The organism is Streptomyces sp. NBC_00377 (assembly GCF_036075115.1).
In the GTDB taxonomy this organism is placed as follows: Bacteria; Actinomycetota; Actinomycetes; order Streptomycetales; family Streptomycetaceae; genus Streptomyces.
On sequence record NZ_CP107958.1, the window covers coordinates 3,107,625 to 3,123,219 of the forward strand.

General features: G+C 70.4%; 12 protein-coding genes. 1 reads left to right on the forward strand and 11 read right to left on the reverse strand.

Translation table 11 applies throughout. The features are described 5' to 3' along the window. Positions 1-28: 28 nt before the first annotated feature. From prmC to nrtL, 11 genes are all read right to left on the reverse strand, one after another. Positions 29-874 (reverse strand): peptide chain release factor N(5)-glutamine methyltransferase, encoded by an 846-nt coding sequence (gene prmC, locus OHS71_RS13885; RefSeq protein ID WP_328479690.1) that lies wholly within the window; start codon positions 872-874, stop codon positions 29-31. 45 nt (positions 875-919) lie between these two features. Further along, positions 920-1,996, reverse strand: a complete 1,077-nt coding sequence (prfA, locus tag OHS71_RS13890; RefSeq protein WP_328479691.1) for a peptide chain release factor 1 — start codon at positions 1,994-1,996, stop codon at positions 920-922. Between the two features lie 108 nt (positions 1,997-2,104). Then, on the reverse strand, positions 2,105-2,329 hold the full coding sequence (gene rpmE / locus OHS71_RS13895; RefSeq protein WP_189919687.1) for a 50S ribosomal protein L31: 225 nt from the start codon (positions 2,327-2,329) through the stop codon (positions 2,105-2,107). A 242-nt stretch (positions 2,330-2,571) separates the two neighbouring features. Continuing rightward, positions 2,572-3,711, reverse strand: coding sequence for an LCP family protein (locus OHS71_RS13900; protein ID WP_328479692.1), 1,140 nt, complete (start codon positions 3,709-3,711; stop codon positions 2,572-2,574). Positions 3,712-3,890: 179 nt separating this feature from the next. Next, on the reverse strand, positions 3,891-5,573 hold the full coding sequence (locus OHS71_RS13905; RefSeq protein ID WP_328479693.1) for a trypsin-like serine protease: 1,683 nt from the start codon (positions 5,571-5,573) through the stop codon (positions 3,891-3,893). Positions 5,574-5,938: 365 nt separating this feature from the next. Further along, the gene (gene rho, locus OHS71_RS13910) at positions 5,939-8,002 is read right to left on the reverse strand and encodes a transcription termination factor Rho (protein WP_328479694.1); all 2,064 of its coding nucleotides are present in this window, start codon (positions 8,000-8,002) and stop codon (positions 5,939-5,941) included. A 423-nt stretch (positions 8,003-8,425) separates the two neighbouring features. Further along, positions 8,426-9,370: a homoserine kinase gene (thrB, locus tag OHS71_RS13915; RefSeq protein ID WP_328479695.1), complete on the reverse strand. Its 945-nt coding sequence runs from the start codon at positions 9,368-9,370 to the stop codon at positions 8,426-8,428. Between the two features lie 341 nt (positions 9,371-9,711). Then, entirely contained in the window at positions 9,712-10,770 is a 1,059-nt protein-coding gene (gene thrC, locus OHS71_RS13920) for a threonine synthase (protein ID WP_328479696.1), read from the reverse strand. Positions 10,771-10,776: 6 nt separating this feature from the next. Further along, positions 10,777-12,075: a homoserine dehydrogenase gene (locus tag OHS71_RS13925; protein ID WP_328484504.1), complete on the reverse strand. Its 1,299-nt coding sequence runs from the start codon at positions 12,073-12,075 to the stop codon at positions 10,777-10,779. 277 nt (positions 12,076-12,352) lie between these two features. Beyond that, positions 12,353-13,744, reverse strand: a complete 1,392-nt coding sequence (gene lysA / locus OHS71_RS13930; protein ID WP_328479697.1) for a diaminopimelate decarboxylase — start codon at positions 13,742-13,744, stop codon at positions 12,353-12,355. Between the two features lie 15 nt (positions 13,745-13,759). Next, positions 13,760-14,920, reverse strand: coding sequence for an ArgS-related anticodon-binding protein NrtL (nrtL, locus tag OHS71_RS13935; RefSeq protein WP_328479698.1), 1,161 nt, complete (start codon positions 14,918-14,920; stop codon positions 13,760-13,762). Positions 14,921-15,378: 458 nt separating this feature from the next. Between nrtL and OHS71_RS13940 the strand changes: the two genes are divergently transcribed. After that, the gene (locus OHS71_RS13940; protein WP_328479699.1) at positions 15,379-15,591 is read left to right on the forward strand and encodes a hypothetical protein; all 213 of its coding nucleotides are present in this window, start codon (positions 15,379-15,381) and stop codon (positions 15,589-15,591) included. Positions 15,592-15,595: the final 4 nt, after the last annotated feature.

Genomic DNA, 15,595 nt, shown 5'->3' on the forward strand with positions numbered 1-15,595 from the left:
TGCTGGGGGTCGAAAGGGTGGGGGGTGTTCACGGCGTCGCCCGGCGGGCGGTCGCGAAGCGCGGGCGGTTGTTGAGGTCGGGGTGGTCGGCCGCGTCGGCCCAGCCCCGCTCCTCGGTGAAGATCCACGGCACCTGGCCCCCCTGGGTGTCGGCGTGCTCGATGACGACGACACCGCCGGGACGCAGCAGCCGGTGCGCGGTGCGCTCGATGCCGCGGATCAGGTCGAGGCCGTCCTCGCCCGAGAACAGGGCGAGTTCGGGGTCGTAGTCACGTGCCTCGGGGGCCACGTACTCCCACTCCGTGAGCGGGATGTACGGGGGGTTGGAGATGACCAGGTCGACCTGGCCGTCGAGGTCGCGGAAGGCGTCCAGGGCGTCTCCCTGACGCAGGTCGACCCTGGACCCCTCCATGTTCTTGCGCGTCCAGCGCAGGGCGTCCTCGGACAGCTCCACGGCGTGCACACGCGAGCGCGGCACCTCCTGGGCGAGGGCGAGCGCGATGGCGCCGCTGCCCGTGCACAGGTCGACGATGCGGGGCTCCACGACGTCCATGGCCCGTACGGCGTCTATGGCCCAGCCGACCACGGACTCGGTCTCGGGGCGCGGGACGAAGACGCCGGGGCCGACCTGGAGCTCCAGGTACCGGAAGAAGGCCCGCCCGGTGATGTGCTGGAGCGGCTCGCGCTGCTCCCGCCGGGCGATGGTCTCCCAGTAGCGGGCGTCGAAGTCGGAGTTCTTCACGGAATGGAGTTCACCGCGCTTCACACCGTGCACGAACGCGGCGAGCTCCTCCGCGTCGTTGCGCGGCGAGGGCACGCCGGCGTCGGCCAGCCGCTGGGTGGCCTGGGCCACCTCTGCGAGCAGCAGGTTCACGCAAGTCCTCCGTGTCGTACTCGTCGTGCGTACGTCCTACAACGCCTACGCGGCTGCGAGCTTGGCGGCCGAGTCCGCGTCGACGCAGGCCTGGATCACCGCGTCGAGGTCGCCGTCCAGGACCTGGTCCAGGTTGTACGACTTGAATCCGACGCGGTGGTCCGAGATGCGGTTCTCCGGGAAGTTGTACGTGCGGATCTTCTCGGAGCGGTCGACGGTGCGGACCTGGCTGCGGCGGGCGTCGGCGGCCTCCCGCTCCGCTTCCTCCTGGGCCGCCGCGAGCAGCCTGGAGCGCAGGATACGCATCGCCTGCTCCTTGTTCTGGAGCTGGCTCTTCTCGTTCTGGCAGGAGGCGACGACTCCGGTGGGAATGTGCGTGATGCGCACGGCGGAGTCGGTGGTGTTGACGGACTGCCCGCCGGGCCCGGAGGACCGGTAGACGTCGATGCGGAGGTCGTTCGCGTTGATCTCGACCTCGACCTCCTCCGCCTCGGGCGTCACCAGCACACCGGCTGCCGAGGTGTGGATGCGCCCCTGGGACTCGGTCGCGGGCACCCGCTGCACCCGGTGCACGCCGCCCTCGTACTTCATCCGCGCCCAGACGCCCTGGCCGGGCTCGGTGGCCCCCTGGCCGCCCTTGGTCTTCACCGCGACCTGGACGTCCTTGTAGCCGCCCAGCTCGGACTCGGTCGAGTCGATGATCTCGGTCTTCCAGCCGACGCGCTCGGCGTACCGGAGGTACATGCGCAGCAGGTCGCCGGCGAACAGGGCCGACTCGTCGCCGCCCGCGCCCGCCTTGATCTCGAGGATGACGTCCTTGTCGTCGGACGGGTCCCGGGGCACCAGCAGCAGCCGCAGCTTCTCCGTCAGCTCCTCGCGCTGCTTCTCCAGCTCCTTGACCTCGGCGACGAAGTCCGGATCGTCGGCGGCGAACTCGCGCGCCGTCTCGATGTCGTCGCCGGTCTGCTTCCAGGAGCGGTACGTGCCGACGATGGGGGTCAGCTCGGCGTAGCGCTTGTTCAGCTTGCGCGCGTTGGCCTGGTCGGCGTGGACCGACGGGTCGGCGAGCTTCTTCTCCAGGTCGGCGTGCTCTCCGAGCAACTCCTCGACGGCCTCGAACATGGTGGGCTCCTGAATGACGAACGTGGGGGAAGGGCGGGCGACCAAAAACGCCGGTCCCGGCGTGCCCCTGGGCGGGGACACTGCCGTGGACCGGCGAAGAGGGGCTCGCTACTTCTTGGAGCCGGCGGCAGCCTTGCCGAAGCGGGCCTCGAAGCGGGCCACACGGCCACCGGTGTCGAGGATCTTCTGCTTGCCCGTGTAGAACGGGTGGCACTCGGAGCAGACGTCGGCGCGGATGGAACCGCTCTCGATCGTGCTACGCGTGGTGAACGAGGCGCCACAGGTGCAGCTGACCTGCGTCTCGACGTACTCGGGGTGAATGTCGCGCTTCAAGGTGTCTCCTAGTTTCGGGAGGGCGCCGGGTCGCTGCCGCGGGATACGGCAAACGTGAACCGGAGCCGACGTACCAGTCTGCCAGGACTGGCCGCATCCCCCAAAACCGGGGGGCGGGGGGATCTATTCCCCGGCGTGCGCTGAGCCTCTCGGGACAGCCCCACCACGGCCTCGGAACGGCCCGGCCACGGCCTCGGGGCTGCCTCGCGACGGCGGCATCCGCACGTCAGGACGTCAGGACGTCAGGACGACGACACGACTCCCGCGGCCTCGCCCGTGGCGGTGCCCTCGGTGGCGGCCTTCGGGATGGGCCGGTCGTTCTTCAGGGCCGCCCACACCTGCTTGGCCTTGGCCTCGGCGACGACGACCCGGTTGGGGTTGGACGGGTCGTACCGGACCGGCATCGTGACCATGCTCATGTTGGCGGAGCCGATGCCCTTGAGGCCGTTCGCGAAGGACATGAGGGAGTTCAGCGAGGCGAGGCCGGAGTCGGGCGTGACGGCCTTCGTGGCGGTGTTGGCGAGGTTGTACAGCTTCGTGCCGTCGCTGAACAGGCCGATGTGCTTCACCTGGTCGACCAGGGCCTTGATGAAGGCCTGCTGGAGCTGGATGCGGCCGAGGTCGGAGCCGTCGCCGACGCCGTGCCGGGTGCGGACCAGGCCGAGGGCCTGCGCCCCGGTGAGCGTGTGGGTGCCGGCCTTGAGGTTCAGATGGCTGTCGGGGTCGTCGATGGCCTTGCTCGTGGTGACCCGGACGCCGCCGAGTTCGTCGATGAGCTTCTCGAAGCCGGAGAAGTCCACTTCCAGGTAGTGGTCCATACGGATGCCGCTGATCGACTCGACCGTCTTCACCGCGCAGGTGGCGCCACCCGTCGAGTACGCGGAATTGAACATCACGCCGGAGGCGGCGTCGTGCGTGACGCCGCTCGTGTCGGTGCAGGCGGGGCGGTCTATCAGCGTGTCGCGGGGTATGGAGACCACGCTGGCCTTCTTGTGGCCCTTGTACACGTGGATGACCATCGCGGTGTCGGAGCGGGCGCTGCCGTCGTCCGTGCCGCCGCCGAGCTTCTTGTTGGCGCCGGAGCGGGTGTCCGAGCCGAGGACGAGGATGTTCTCGGAGCCGTTGTCGACCTTCGTGGGCCGGTCGGTGCCCAGGGCCTGGTCGATGTCGACGCTCTTGATGTTGCCGTTGAGCTTGAAGTAGAGGTAGCCGACCCCGGTGCCGCCCAGCACGACGACGCCCGCTGCGGTCCACGCGGCGATCAGCACCCCCTTGCTGCGGCCGCGCTGCCTTCGGTGGCGACGCGGGCCGCTGTCGGCCGCGCCGCTCGTTGTGCCGGCCTCACCCGGTGTGCCGGGCTCCGGTGTGCTCTCGGCGGACATGTGCTCCTCTGTTCTCGTTCGACCTCACCATCGTCACTCCGACAGGTCAGACGGGGAAACTCGGGACAGGGTTGCACACCGCCGTATGTCCCGGCCGCCGCGTCCTACACGCGCGAAGGGCCACCCCCGTGAGAACGGAGGTGGCCCCGAGAGCGCCGCGAGCGGCGCACGAGCACGGCTCAGCCGAAGAGGTTGAAGGCTCCCCAGCCGGTGCCGACCTTGACGCGCGCACTGAACGGAGCCGAGGCGACACCGCGGCCCTGGTAGAGCCACATGACGCCCGAGGTGTCCCGAACGAGCAGGTCAGCCTTGCCGTCACCGCTGACGTCACCGCTGGCGGTGTAGGCGTTGTAGTTCCAGCCCGTGCCGACCTTGACCCGGGCGCCGAAGGGCGCCGAGGCGACACCGCGGCCGGGGTACAGCCAGAGCACGCCGGAGCTGTCCCGCGCGATCAGATCGGCCTTGCCGTCGTTGGTGTAGTCGCCCTGGCCCGTGATGGTCATCACGCCCCAGCCGCTGCCGACCTTGAGGCGGGAACCGAAGGTCCCGTTGCCCTTGCCCGGGTAGACCCACAGGACGCCGGTCTTGTCCTGCGCGAGCAGGTCGGGCAGTGCGTCCCCGCTGAGGTCGCCGGGGATCAGGAGGTTCTTCATCGCGTTCCAGCCGCTGCCGACGCGGTGCTCCTCGAAGCTGTCGACACCGTTGAACGCGAACCAGTACAGGACGCCGTCCAGGGTGCGGAACAGGTAGTCCTGGTAGAAGTCCCGGTTCAGGTCGGCCTGGCGGACCAGGTTGACCCCGCCCCAGTCGCCGAGCGAGACCCGGCCACCCAGCCACGGCGACCTGCCGAGGGAGTAGTACTCGTAGGCCGTACCGCCGGACGTACGGGCGAACAGGTCCGCCCGGCCGTCGAAGTCGAGGTCGCTGTCGTCGATGCGCGCGTTGATCGCACCGACGTAGGAGCGCGTCTTGGCGTAGACGCTGTAGGAGCCCGCCTCGACGCAGTCCACGGCGCCCCACGACACCACACCGGCTATCCGCCCGTTGACCACGAGCGGGCCGCCGGAGTCACCGTTGCACGACGCGACCGTGCCGGCGTCCTGGCCGGAGGCCGGGTTGCCGGCGCAGGCCATCTGCCCCGCGACGAAGTCGGTGCCGTAGTACGCCGAGCAGCTGGAGTCCGCCCGCATGGGGACGGTCGCCTTCTTCAGCGTCAGGGAGATGTCCTGGCTGGTGGAGCTGGTGCGCCCCCAGCCGAAGACCTGCGCCGGCGTGTTGGCGTTGTAGGACACGGTGTCGGAGCTCGACGTGACCTGGAGCGTCTTGTACGGCAGCGCCTCGGTCAGCGTCAGCACCGCGAAGTCGCCGCCCGCGGCGGTGCCGCTGGCCGTCGCGCGGTACGTGGGGTTGACCCACTGACGCCAGATGCCGCGGACCTGGCCGCCGTGCACGTCGTCGCCGTCCGGGAGCTGGGTGGTGCCGGCGACGATCGCGCCGTGCTTCGCCCAGTCCAGGCCGTCGACGCAGTGCGCGGCGGTGAGGACCTTCGCGGGCGCCACCAGGGTGCCGCCGCAGAAGTAGCCCTCGTCGTCGGAGGTGTCCGCGGTGCCCTTGTCGTCGTAGTAGTGCAGCTGCACCATCCACGGCGCCTCGGCGAGCGTCGCGTCCTGACCGCCGATGATCTTCGGGTCGACCCGGGAGGACGACGCCTTGGGGCTCGGAGTGGCTCCGGGCTCCGTCGGCGACCCCGCTGCGGCTTCGTCGCCGAGCGCGGTCTGGGCACCCTCGACACGGTCGAGCAGTTCACTCTTGGAGGGGCTGGGCAGCTCCTTGGCGGCCTGTGGTGCCGGGAGCGGAGCCACGCCGGACGCCACGGCCGGCGTGGCTGTCAGGACCGCGCTTCCCAGCGCGAATGCGGCGGCTGCCGCGGGAAGAACTCTGCGAGCTCTTCGAGAAGTTGATGTCACTCAGATCTCCTGTCGAAGGACAGTACGGCGTCGCACGCACATGTCCGCACGAATGCGTCGCCGGGCTAAGGGCGCTCGAAGGAGAGAGAAAGACCCACGGGTGCGGAACGGCTGAAGGCAGCCCGCAACACTCGGTGGGCGCATTAGAAAACGCGTTCCCCCCCACAACGACTCGGCGAGCTTACAGCGCAGAAGTCCGCCCCGTCACTTGCATAACGGGGCGGACTTCGTACCTCTTCGACAACAGTCGGTCAGGACCTCTAGTCGTTGTTGCCCGTCGACGGCGTCGTCTTCTGGATCTGCATCAGGAACTCGCCGTTCGACTTCGTCTGCTTCATCTTGTCGAGCAGCAGCTCGATCGCCTGCTGCTGGTCGAGCGCGTGCAGCACCCGGCGCAGCTTCCAGGTGACGGCCAGCTCCTCGTTGCCGAGCAGGATCTCTTCCTTACGGGTGCCGGACGCGTCCACGTCCACCGCCGGGAAGATGCGCTTGTCGGCGAGCTTGCGGTCGAGCTTGAGCTCCATGTTGCCGGTGCCCTTGAACTCCTCGAAGATCACCTCGTCCATGCGGGACCCGGTGTCCACCAGGGCGGTGGCGAGGATGGTCAGCGAGCCGCCGTCCTCGATGTTGCGGGCCGCACCGAAGAAACGCTTCGGGGGGTACAGGGCGGTCGAGTCGACACCACCGGACAGGATGCGGCCGGAGGCCGGGGCGGCGAGGTTGTACGCACGGCCCAGACGCGTGATCGAGTCGAGCAGCACGACGACGTCGTGACCCAGCTCCACCAGACGCTTTGCGCGCTCGATGGCGAGCTCGGCGACCGTGGTGTGGTCCTCGGCCGGACGGTCGAAGGTCGAGGAGATGACCTCGCCCTTGACCGACCGCTGCATGTCGGTGACCTCTTCCGGACGCTCGTCCACCAGGACGACCATCAGGTGGCACTCGGGGTTGTTGTGCGTGATCGCGTTGGCGATCGCCTGCATGATCATGGTCTTGCCGGTCTTCGGCGGGGCCACGATCAGACCGCGCTGGCCCTTGCCGATCGGCGACACGAGGTCGATGATGCGGGTCGTCAGCACGCCCGGGTCCGTCTCCAGACGGAGGCGGTCCTGCGGGTAGAGCGGGGTCAGCTTGTTGAACTCCGGTCGCCCGCGCCCGGAGTCGGGCGCCATGCCGTTGGTGGAGTCAAGACGGACCAGCGCGTTGAACTTCTCGCGACGCTCGCCGTCCTTGGGCTGACGGACCGCGCCGGTGACGTGGTCGCCCTTGCGCAGGCCGTTCTTGCGGACCTGGGCGAGCGAGACGTACACGTCGTTGGGGCCCGGCAGGTAACCCGACGTACGGATGAAGGCGTAGTTGTCGAGGATGTCCAGGATGCCCGCGACGGGGATCAGGACGTCGTCGTCGGCGACCTGCGGCTCGGCGGCGCCGATCTCGTCACGCCCGCGACGGCCACGGCGATCGCGGTAACGGCCGCGACGGCCACGCCGGCCGTCGCCGAACTCGTCGTCGTCCTGCGGGCCGTTGTCGCGCTGCTGGCGGTCCTGGCGGCCACCGCTCTGCTGCTGGCCCTGCTGCTGGCCGCCGCGCTGCTGCTGACCCTGCTGCTGGCCACCCTGCTGGTCGTCGCCCTTGCGACGGTCACCGCGGTCACCACGGTCACCACGGTCACCGCGCTCACCACGGTCGCGGCCGCGCTCACGGCGGTCGCGGCGGCGGCCCTCGGCGCCGTCGGCTTCGCCCCTGGCGTCGCCCTGCGGCTGCGCCTGGGTTTCGGTCTGCGCCGGCGCGGCCGTCTCGGTCTTCGGAGCGGCCTTCGCCTCGGCGACGACCGTCTCCGGGCTGCCCGCCTCGGAGGTGGCGCGACGACGGCGGCGCTCGGCGGGCGCGTCGTTCCCGCCGGCCGGCTGGCCGGGGATCTCGATCTGCTGCTGGGCCACGGCCTTCTCGGCGGGGGCCTCGGCCTTGACGGCGACGGCCTTCTTCTCGGCGGTGTCGTCGCCGGTACGGGCCTTGGAGGTGGCGCGGCGCTTGGGCTTGGCCTCGGCCACGTCGCCGGCCGGAGCGGCGGCCTTGGGGGCGGATCCGCCTCCCGCCTGGGCCTCCTTGATGACCTCGATCAGCTGGCTCTTGCGCATACGCGCGGTGCCCCTGATGCCGAGGCCGGATGCGACCTGCTGAAGCTCGGCCAGCACCATGCCCTCGAGGCCGGTACCGCGGCGCCGCCGGGAGCCGGCACCGGTGGCAGGCGCGGAGGCGTCCGTGGCGGGCGCGGCAGCGGTCTCCTCGACACGCGCGCCCATCAGATCGGTGGTGTCGCTCACGAAGGGTCCTTCCCTGGAGCGGACGTCGGCCTGTCTGGCTCGGCGACCGTTTGTGCTGTCCGGCTTCGGTCCTTGCTGTGGCGAAGCCGGGGCGGTGGTCCGCCAAAGCGGCGGAAGAGTATTTGCTGGTGATGGCGCTACCGCGACGAGCCGTGACACTCAGTGTCACGTGGCGTGGTCGCACCGATTCCGAAGCTCCCCCAGAGGGGGGACCCCCATCTGTGGACCGCTCAGCGTCGCTGTACTGCGTACTGCCCAGGTACGACGTACGGAACGCAGTGCGGCTTGGGGAGCTCCCGGAAGAATGTCTGTCCCGAAGGGGGACACAAAGCACCTCGCCATGGTGGGGTCGGGTGCAGACTTGAGGTTAACACTACCGGATCCAACAAACATTCCCCCTCTCGAAATCCGGCAACCGCGCGCTTAAATGTCGCCGGAATGAGCTTCACCGGCGGGCGCGAGCGGCAGTACGCACGCGCCCTTCAGGTCCATGGCCAGGCGGTTCGCGGCCCAGTCCGCCCCGGCCGAGGCCTCGATCTTGTCGGCCGTGCCCGCGTCGGCCAGCGCCATGACGGTGGGCCCGGCGCCCGAGATGACGGCGGGAATGCCGTCGGCGCGCAGTCGCTCCACCAGCGCCGCGCTCTCCGGCATGGCGGGCGCGCGGTACTCCTGGTGCAGCCGGTCCTCGGTGGCGGGCAGCAGCAGTTCGGGTCGCCGGGTGAGGGCCTCGAGGAGCAGTGCGGCGCGGCCCGCGTTGGCGGCTGCGTCGACGTGCGGGACGGAGCGCGGGAGCAGACCGCGCGCGGTCTCGGTGAGAACCGGCTTCCCGGGCACGAAAACCACCGGAACGATGGAACCGGCGGGCTCCATCCTGATGGCCCGCGCGGCGCCGGCCTCCATCCAGGACAGCGAGAACCCGCCCAGCAGACAGGCCGCCACGTTGTCCGGGTGGCCCTCGATCTCGGTGGCGAGCTCGAGCAGGCCCGCGTCGTCGAGCCTGCTCTCCCCTCCTATGGTCACCGCGCGCGCGGCGACGATCCCGGCGCAGATGGCGGCGGAGGAGGAGCCGAGTCCGCGGCCGTGCGGGATGCGGTTGGCGCAGACGATCTCCAGGCCGCGCGGCTGGCCGCCCAGGACGTCGAAGGCGGTGCGCAGGGAGCGGACCAGGAGGTGCTTCTCGTCGCGCGGCAGCGTCTCGCTGCCCTCCCCCGCGATGTCGATGTGCAGCCCGGAGTCGGCCACCCGGACGACCACGTCGTCGTAGAGCCCCAGCGCGAGGCCGAAGGCGTCGAAGCCCGGGCCGAGGTTGGCACTGGTGGCGGGAACGCGCACCCGGACGGGGGCGGCGCGGAAGGCGGGACCGGCCATCTCGCGATGACTCTCCTTGAGCTGCGGGACTGTCGAATGACATTCGATATGTACGGGCGACCTGTGCGGGAGAACCCTCGAGTCCGCGGGGACGACGCGGCGACAACGCGCCACTGCGGCATATGCGGCGGGCGGATTCGGTACAGCCTATCGAAGGAAGGTTCTGTGGCGACATAGGGCGCACAGGCGGCGCACGATGCGTGTCGCAAGCCCCTTGTGCACCCCTGTGCGGGAAAGCCCTCTGCGGACCGTCGGCGAGCCGCCTTCACACCGCCCGCGAGCCACCGGGGCGCGGCCGGCGGGCACCCCGCCGGTGACGCGCGAGTGGCTCGCGGGCTCCTTTACGCGAGGCCGAGGCGCTCGGCCGCCGTCACCGCGTCGACCGGGACCGTGACGGGCTGCGGGGCGCCGGCGACGGCCCAGTCCGGGTCCTTGAGGCCGTTGCCGGTCACGGTGCACACGATCTTCTGCCCCGGGTCGACCTTGCCCTGCTCGGCGGCCTTCAGCAGACCGGCCACGGACGCGGCGGACGCGGGCTCCACGAAGACGCCCTCCTGCGCGGCCAACAGCCGGTAGGCGCGCAGGATCTCACGGTCCGTCACCTCGTCGATGAAGCCGCCGGACTCCTCCTGCGCGGCCAGCGCGAACTTCCAGGAGGCGGGGTTGCCGATGCGGATCGCGGTGGCGATCGTCGACGGGTCCTTGACGACCTCACCGCGCACGATCGGAGCGCTGCCGGACGCCTGGAAACCCCACATACGGGGCGTCCGCCGGGCGATCTTGTCGGCGGCGTACTCCTGGTACCCCTTCCAGTACGCGGTGATGTTGCCCGCGTTGCCGACCGGCAGGACGTGGATGTCGGGGGCGTCGCCGAGCATGTCGACGATCTCGAACGCGGCGGTCTTCTGACCCTCGATACGGACCGGGTTCACCGAATTGACCAGCGCCACCGGGTAGTTGTCGCTCAGCGCACGGGCCAGCGTGAGGCAGTCGTCGAAGTTGCCGTCGACCTGGAGGATCTTCGCGCCGTGGATGAGGGCCTGGCCCATCTTGCCGAGCGCGATCTTGCCCTGCGGGACGAGAACGGCCGAGACCATGCCCGCCCGCACCGCGTAGGCGGCGGCCGAGGCCGACGTGTTGCCGGTGGAGGCGCAGATGACGGCCTGCGCGCCCTCCTCCTTCGCCCGGGTGATGGCCATGGTCATACCGCGGTCCTTGAAGGACCCGGTCGGGTTGGCACCCTCCACCTTGAGGTGGACCTCGCAGCCCGTGCGCTCGGAGAGCACCTGCGCGGGCACGAGGGGCGTGCCGCCCTCACGGAGCGTCACGACCGGCGTGCTGTCGGATACCGGCAGTCGGTCCCGGTACTCCTCGATGATTCCGCGCCACTGGTGGGTCATTGCTGGTTACTCTCCTTCAACCCGCATGATGCTGGCGACACCCCGCACGGTGTCGAGCTTGCGCAGCGCCTCGACGGTCCCGGTCAGGGAGGCGTCGGACGCGCGGTGGGTGACGACGACGAGGGAGGCCTCGCCGTCGCTGTCCTGCCGTCCTTGCTGGCGAACCGTATCGATGGACACCCCGTGCTCGGCGAACACGGTCGCCACCTGGGCGAGAACACCCGGTTTGTCGGCGACGTCCAGGCTGATGTGGTAGCGCGTGACGACGTCGCCCATGGGCGACACCGGCAGGGCGGCATACGCCGACTCGCCGGGCCCCGTTGCCCCGCTGAGCCGGTTGCGGCAGACGGCGACGAGGTCGCCGAGCACGGCTGAGGCGGTGGGAGCACCACCGGCGCCGGGACCGTAGAACATGAGCTGCCCGGCCGCGTCGGATTCCACGAAGACGGCGTTGTAGGCACCGCGCACCGAGGCGAGCGGGTGGGTCAGCGGAATCATCGCGGGGTGCACGCGCGCGGTGACGGAACCCCCGTCGGCCGCCCGCTCGCAGATGGCGAGCAGTTTGATGGTGCAGCCCATCTCCCTGGCGGAGCCGAAGTCGGCCGCCGTCACCTCGGTCATGCCCTCGCGGTAGACGTCGTCGAGGCGCACGCGTGTGTGGAAGGCGATCCCGGCGAGGATGGCGGCCTTGGCGGCCGCGTCGAAGGCCTCGACGTCGGCGGTGGGGTCCGCCTCGGCGTACCCCAGGGCGGTGGCCTCGTCGAGGGCTTCCTGATATCCGGCGCCGGAGGAGTCCATCTTGTCGAGGATGAAGTTCGTGGTGCCGTTGACGATCCCGAGCACCCGGTTGACCTTGTCCCCGGCGAGGGACTCACGGAGCGGCCGGATCAGCGGAATGGCGCCGGCGACGGCAGCCTCGTAGTAGAGGTCCTTGCCGTGTCCGTCGGCGGCGGCGTGCAGCGCGGCGCCGTCCTGGGCGAGCAGCGCCTTGTTCGCCGACACGACGGACGCGCCGTGCTCGAAAGCGGTGGTGATGAGCGTACGAGCGGGCTCGATGCCTCCGATGACCTCGACGACGACGTCGATGTCACCCCGTTTGACCAGGGCGGTGGCGTCGGTGGTGACGAGGGCGGGGTCGATGCCCTCCCGGACCCGGGACGGCCGCCGGACCGCCACCCCGGCCAGTTCCACGGGGGCCCCGATCCTCGCGGCCAGGTCGTCGGCGTGCGTCGTCATGATGCGCGCCACCTCTGAGCCGACCACTCCACAGCCCAGCAGCGCCACCTTCAGCGGACGCGTACGCATCATCCGACCTCGTCTCCTCATACCGTCTACGGATGTTTCCGGTTGCCCCAGTCTCACTCACCGGACCGGAGTTTCTATCCCTGGTCCGGATCGTGAGACATCTATTTCATTTTCGCGAGGGCGGCAGACAGGAGATCTTGCACCCTGTTCCACCGGCTCCCGTCAATCGCCGGCCGGCGGTCCGTCGGCCCTTTCACCGGCGTTCCGACCGCCCTTTCCGGCGCCCTTCTTCCGGCAATTCCCGGGCGCTTCTTTCCGGTCCTTCCGTCCCCTGCGCTCAGCCGACGTCGAGCCGCAGCAGATCCTCCTCGGTCTCCCGCCGCACGATGACCCGCGACTCCCCGTCGCGCACCGCGACGACGGGCGGCCGCAGCACATGGTTGTAGTTGCTGGCCATGGACCGGCAGTACGCGCCCGTGGCCGGTACGGCGATCAGGTCACCCGGTGCCAGGTCGGCGGGCAGGAACGCGTCCTTCACGACGATGTCGCCGCTCTCGCAGTGCTTGCCGACGACCCGGGCGAGCATCGGCGCGGCCTCGGAGGTCCGGGAGACCAGCGCGACGCTGTACTCCGCGTCGTACAGCGCGGTGCGGATGTTGTCCGACATCCCGCCGTCGACGGAGACGTACGTGCGCAGCCCGTCGAGGGGCTTGATGGTGCCGACCTCGTAGAGGGTGAAGGCGGTCGGCCCGACGATCGCGCGCCCCGGCTCCACGGAGATACGGGGAGTGCGCAGACGGGCGCTCTCACACTCACGGGTGACGATCTCGGTGAGCGCCTTGGCGATCTCGTGCGGCTCACGCGGATCGTCGTCGCCGGTGTACGCGATCCCGAGGCCACCGCCGAGGTCGATCTCGGGCAGCTCGACGCCGTGCTCGTCACGGATGTCCTTGAGCAGCCCGACCACCCGGTGGGCGGCGACCTCGAAGCCGGACATGTCGAAGATCTGGGACCCGATGTGCGAGTGCAGTCCGATGAGTTCCAGCCCGTCGAGCTGAAGGGCCCGCCGGACGGCTTCCGCCGCCTGTCCGCCCGCGAGCGGAATCCCGAACTTCTGGTCCTCGTGCGCGGTCGCGATGAACTCGTGCGTATGGGCCTCGACGCCGACGGTGATACGGATCTGCACACGCTGCCGCTTGCCGAGGGACTGCGCGACATGGGCGACGCGCACGATCTCCTGGAAGGAGTCGAGGACGATCCGCCCGACCCCCGCGTCGATGGCACGGCGGATCTCGTCGACGGACTTGTTGTTGCCGTGGAACGCGATGCGATCGGCGGGCATGCCGGCGGAGAGGGCGGTGGCGAGCTCGCCGCCCGAGCAGACGTCGAGGTTGAGCCCCTCCTCGTGCAGCCACCGCACGACGGCCCGGGACAGGAACGCCTTGCCCGCGTAGAACACGTCGGCGTCGGCCCCGAAAGCGGTACGCCAGGCCCGGGCCCGGTCCCGGAAGTCGGCCTCGTCGAGGATGTAGGCCGGGGTGCCGTGCTGCTCGGCGAGGGTGGTGACGTCGACACCGCCCACGGTCAGCACGCCTTCGGCGTCGCGGGTGACGGTGTGCGCCCAGACCTTCGGGTGCAGGGCGTTGAGATCGGTGGGCGGGGCGGAGTAGTGCCCCTCCGGAAGGACGTCGGCGTGGCGGGGCCCGGCGGGGTGGGCGGAACGGCTCATCTTGGGCGTGCTCTCTCAGAGATGGTCGGGTGCGTCGATGCCGAGCAGGGACAGGCCGCCGGCCAGCACCACCCCGGCAGCTTCGGCAAGCGCGAGCCGGGCACGGTGGGCGGCCGAGGGTTTCTCCTCACCACGGGGAAGGACAGTGGGAAAAAGAGGGGCCACGGCATCGGCGACGACGAGAAGATGCCGGGCGAGCCGATCGGGAGCGCGATGCGTCGCGGCCGCGGCCAGGACGCGGGGATGGTCGGCGAGAGCGAACCCGAGCACACGCAGGTCCTGCGCAGCTCTGGTGTCCCGTGGTTCCCCGGGATCCCCGGGGTCTCCGCGTTCATCACGGTATGCGGTTTCGCCGAGACCTCCGGGGAATCCGGGATCTGCGGGGAATCCGGGATCTCCGGGGTGGGCGTCGAATCCCAGATCGGCGGCGTTGCGGCTGAGCGCCCGGGCACGGGCATGGGCGTAACGGACCCGGAAGAGCGGATTGCCCTCACGCTGGGCGAGGTGCTCGCCGGTGATACGGGGCCGGTCATGAGCCGCGGGATGGAGCAGGGCCCAACGACCGGCGTCGCGACCGAGAGCGGCCGGGTCCTCCGGACCCGCGGGGACGGGCCGCACATCCACCTCGACAGGGGCGGACGACTCGGGCATGCCGTACACGTCGACCTCGGCGCCGAGCACCTCGGACCACTCCGGCTCGGGGCGCGCCGCGCAACCGGTGCGGACCAGGACTCCCTGGGAGCGCAGCACACGGGCCACGGCATCCATGAAGACGACGGCACGGACCTCGTGGGGGGCGTGGAGCCGCACGACCTCCCCGGTGGGACGATCGGCGTACCCGTACCGCGCCCCGCTCCGCAGGATCTCCCGCACGAGCCCGGCCGAGGCCTCACCCCGCCGCAGGCTGATGTTGAGGAACCCGGGCCCGGTGACGACGACCTCGCTGACGCCGACGGCGCCGAGGAGATACGGCCGCAGCACCTCGGCGACCCGCTTCGGGGGCTGCCCGGCCGGCCGCGCGAGCTGGAGGGCGATGTTGGTCGCGTAGTCCCCGCACCCCCCGGGCCCCGGAGCGGTGACAACGGCCCGCCCCGGCACATCCACCCGCAGCTCCCCGTCGTCGACAGCACGACGCACCGCGCGCAGCACGGTACGGGAGAGCTCGACAGGGGTCACGGCCCAAGCCTAGGGGAGGAGGGGGGTGGGCAGGCGACCCGGTTTGCCAAGGGTCCGGGATGTGGACGGTGGGAGGAGAGGCGGGGAGGGCGGGGAGACGGGGAGTCGGGGGCGCGGCGGGGATGTCGGGTACGCAGAGACGACGGTCGCCGACTGCGGAGTGCCGACTGCCGGCCACACCCGGGCGAGGCCCGTACAGGCGGTGATGGGTTACGTCCCGAGGGAAGCGCTCACCAGGGACGCGTCGCACGGCGTGCAACGCGTCAGGCCCTGTCGGCCCCGTCAGGCCCCGTCGGGCTCCGTCAGGCCCCGTCAGGCCCCGTCGGGCTCCGTCGGGCTCCGTCAGGCTCCGTCGGGCTCCGTCGGGCTCCGTCGGGCTTGAGGATGACGTCGGAAGGGTGCCCGGAGGACGCCGGGGGCCGCCGGGACGACGCCGACGCCCATGGAAACCTGTCGGCATGGATACGTTCACGGCCCGGCTGGAGGGCGCATGGGACTGGTGGTCCGCCGCCAAGCTGTCCGGAATCTATGCGATCGGCGAACAGGGCGAGATATGGATGACACAGCTCCGAGAAGGCAGGACCCCACCGGAAAACGACATCGCCCGGGCAGAGGGTTTCCTGACCGGCCCAGGGTCGATCGAGGATCTGGAACTCTTCTTCTACGACTGAACGG

What these genes read in the sequence shown, in the direction of transcription:
- prfA (WP_328479691.1), bottom strand. Translation starts at nt 1,996, where the DNA reads ATGTTCGAGGCCGTCGAGGAGTTGCTCGGAGAGCACGCCGACCTGGAG.
- OHS71_RS13900 (WP_328479692.1), bottom strand. Translation starts at nt 3,711, where the DNA reads ATGTCCGCCGAGAGCACACCGGAGCCCGGCACACCGGGTGAGGCCGGC.
- thrB (WP_328479695.1), bottom strand. Translation starts at nt 9,370, where the DNA reads ATGGCCGGTCCCGCCTTCCGCGCCGCCCCCGTCCGGGTGCGCGTTCCC.
- thrC (WP_328479696.1), bottom strand. Translation starts at nt 10,770, where the DNA reads ATGACCCACCAGTGGCGCGGAATCATCGAGGAGTACCGGGACCGACTG.
- OHS71_RS13925 (WP_328484504.1), bottom strand. Translation starts at nt 12,075, where the DNA reads ATGCGTACGCGTCCGCTGAAGGTGGCGCTGCTGGGCTGTGGAGTGGTC.
- lysA (WP_328479697.1), bottom strand. Translation starts at nt 13,744, where the DNA reads ATGAGCCGTTCCGCCCACCCCGCCGGGCCCCGCCACGCCGACGTCCTT.
- OHS71_RS13940 (WP_328479699.1), top strand. Translation starts at nt 15,379, where the DNA reads ATGGATACGTTCACGGCCCGGCTGGAGGGCGCATGGGACTGGTGGTCC.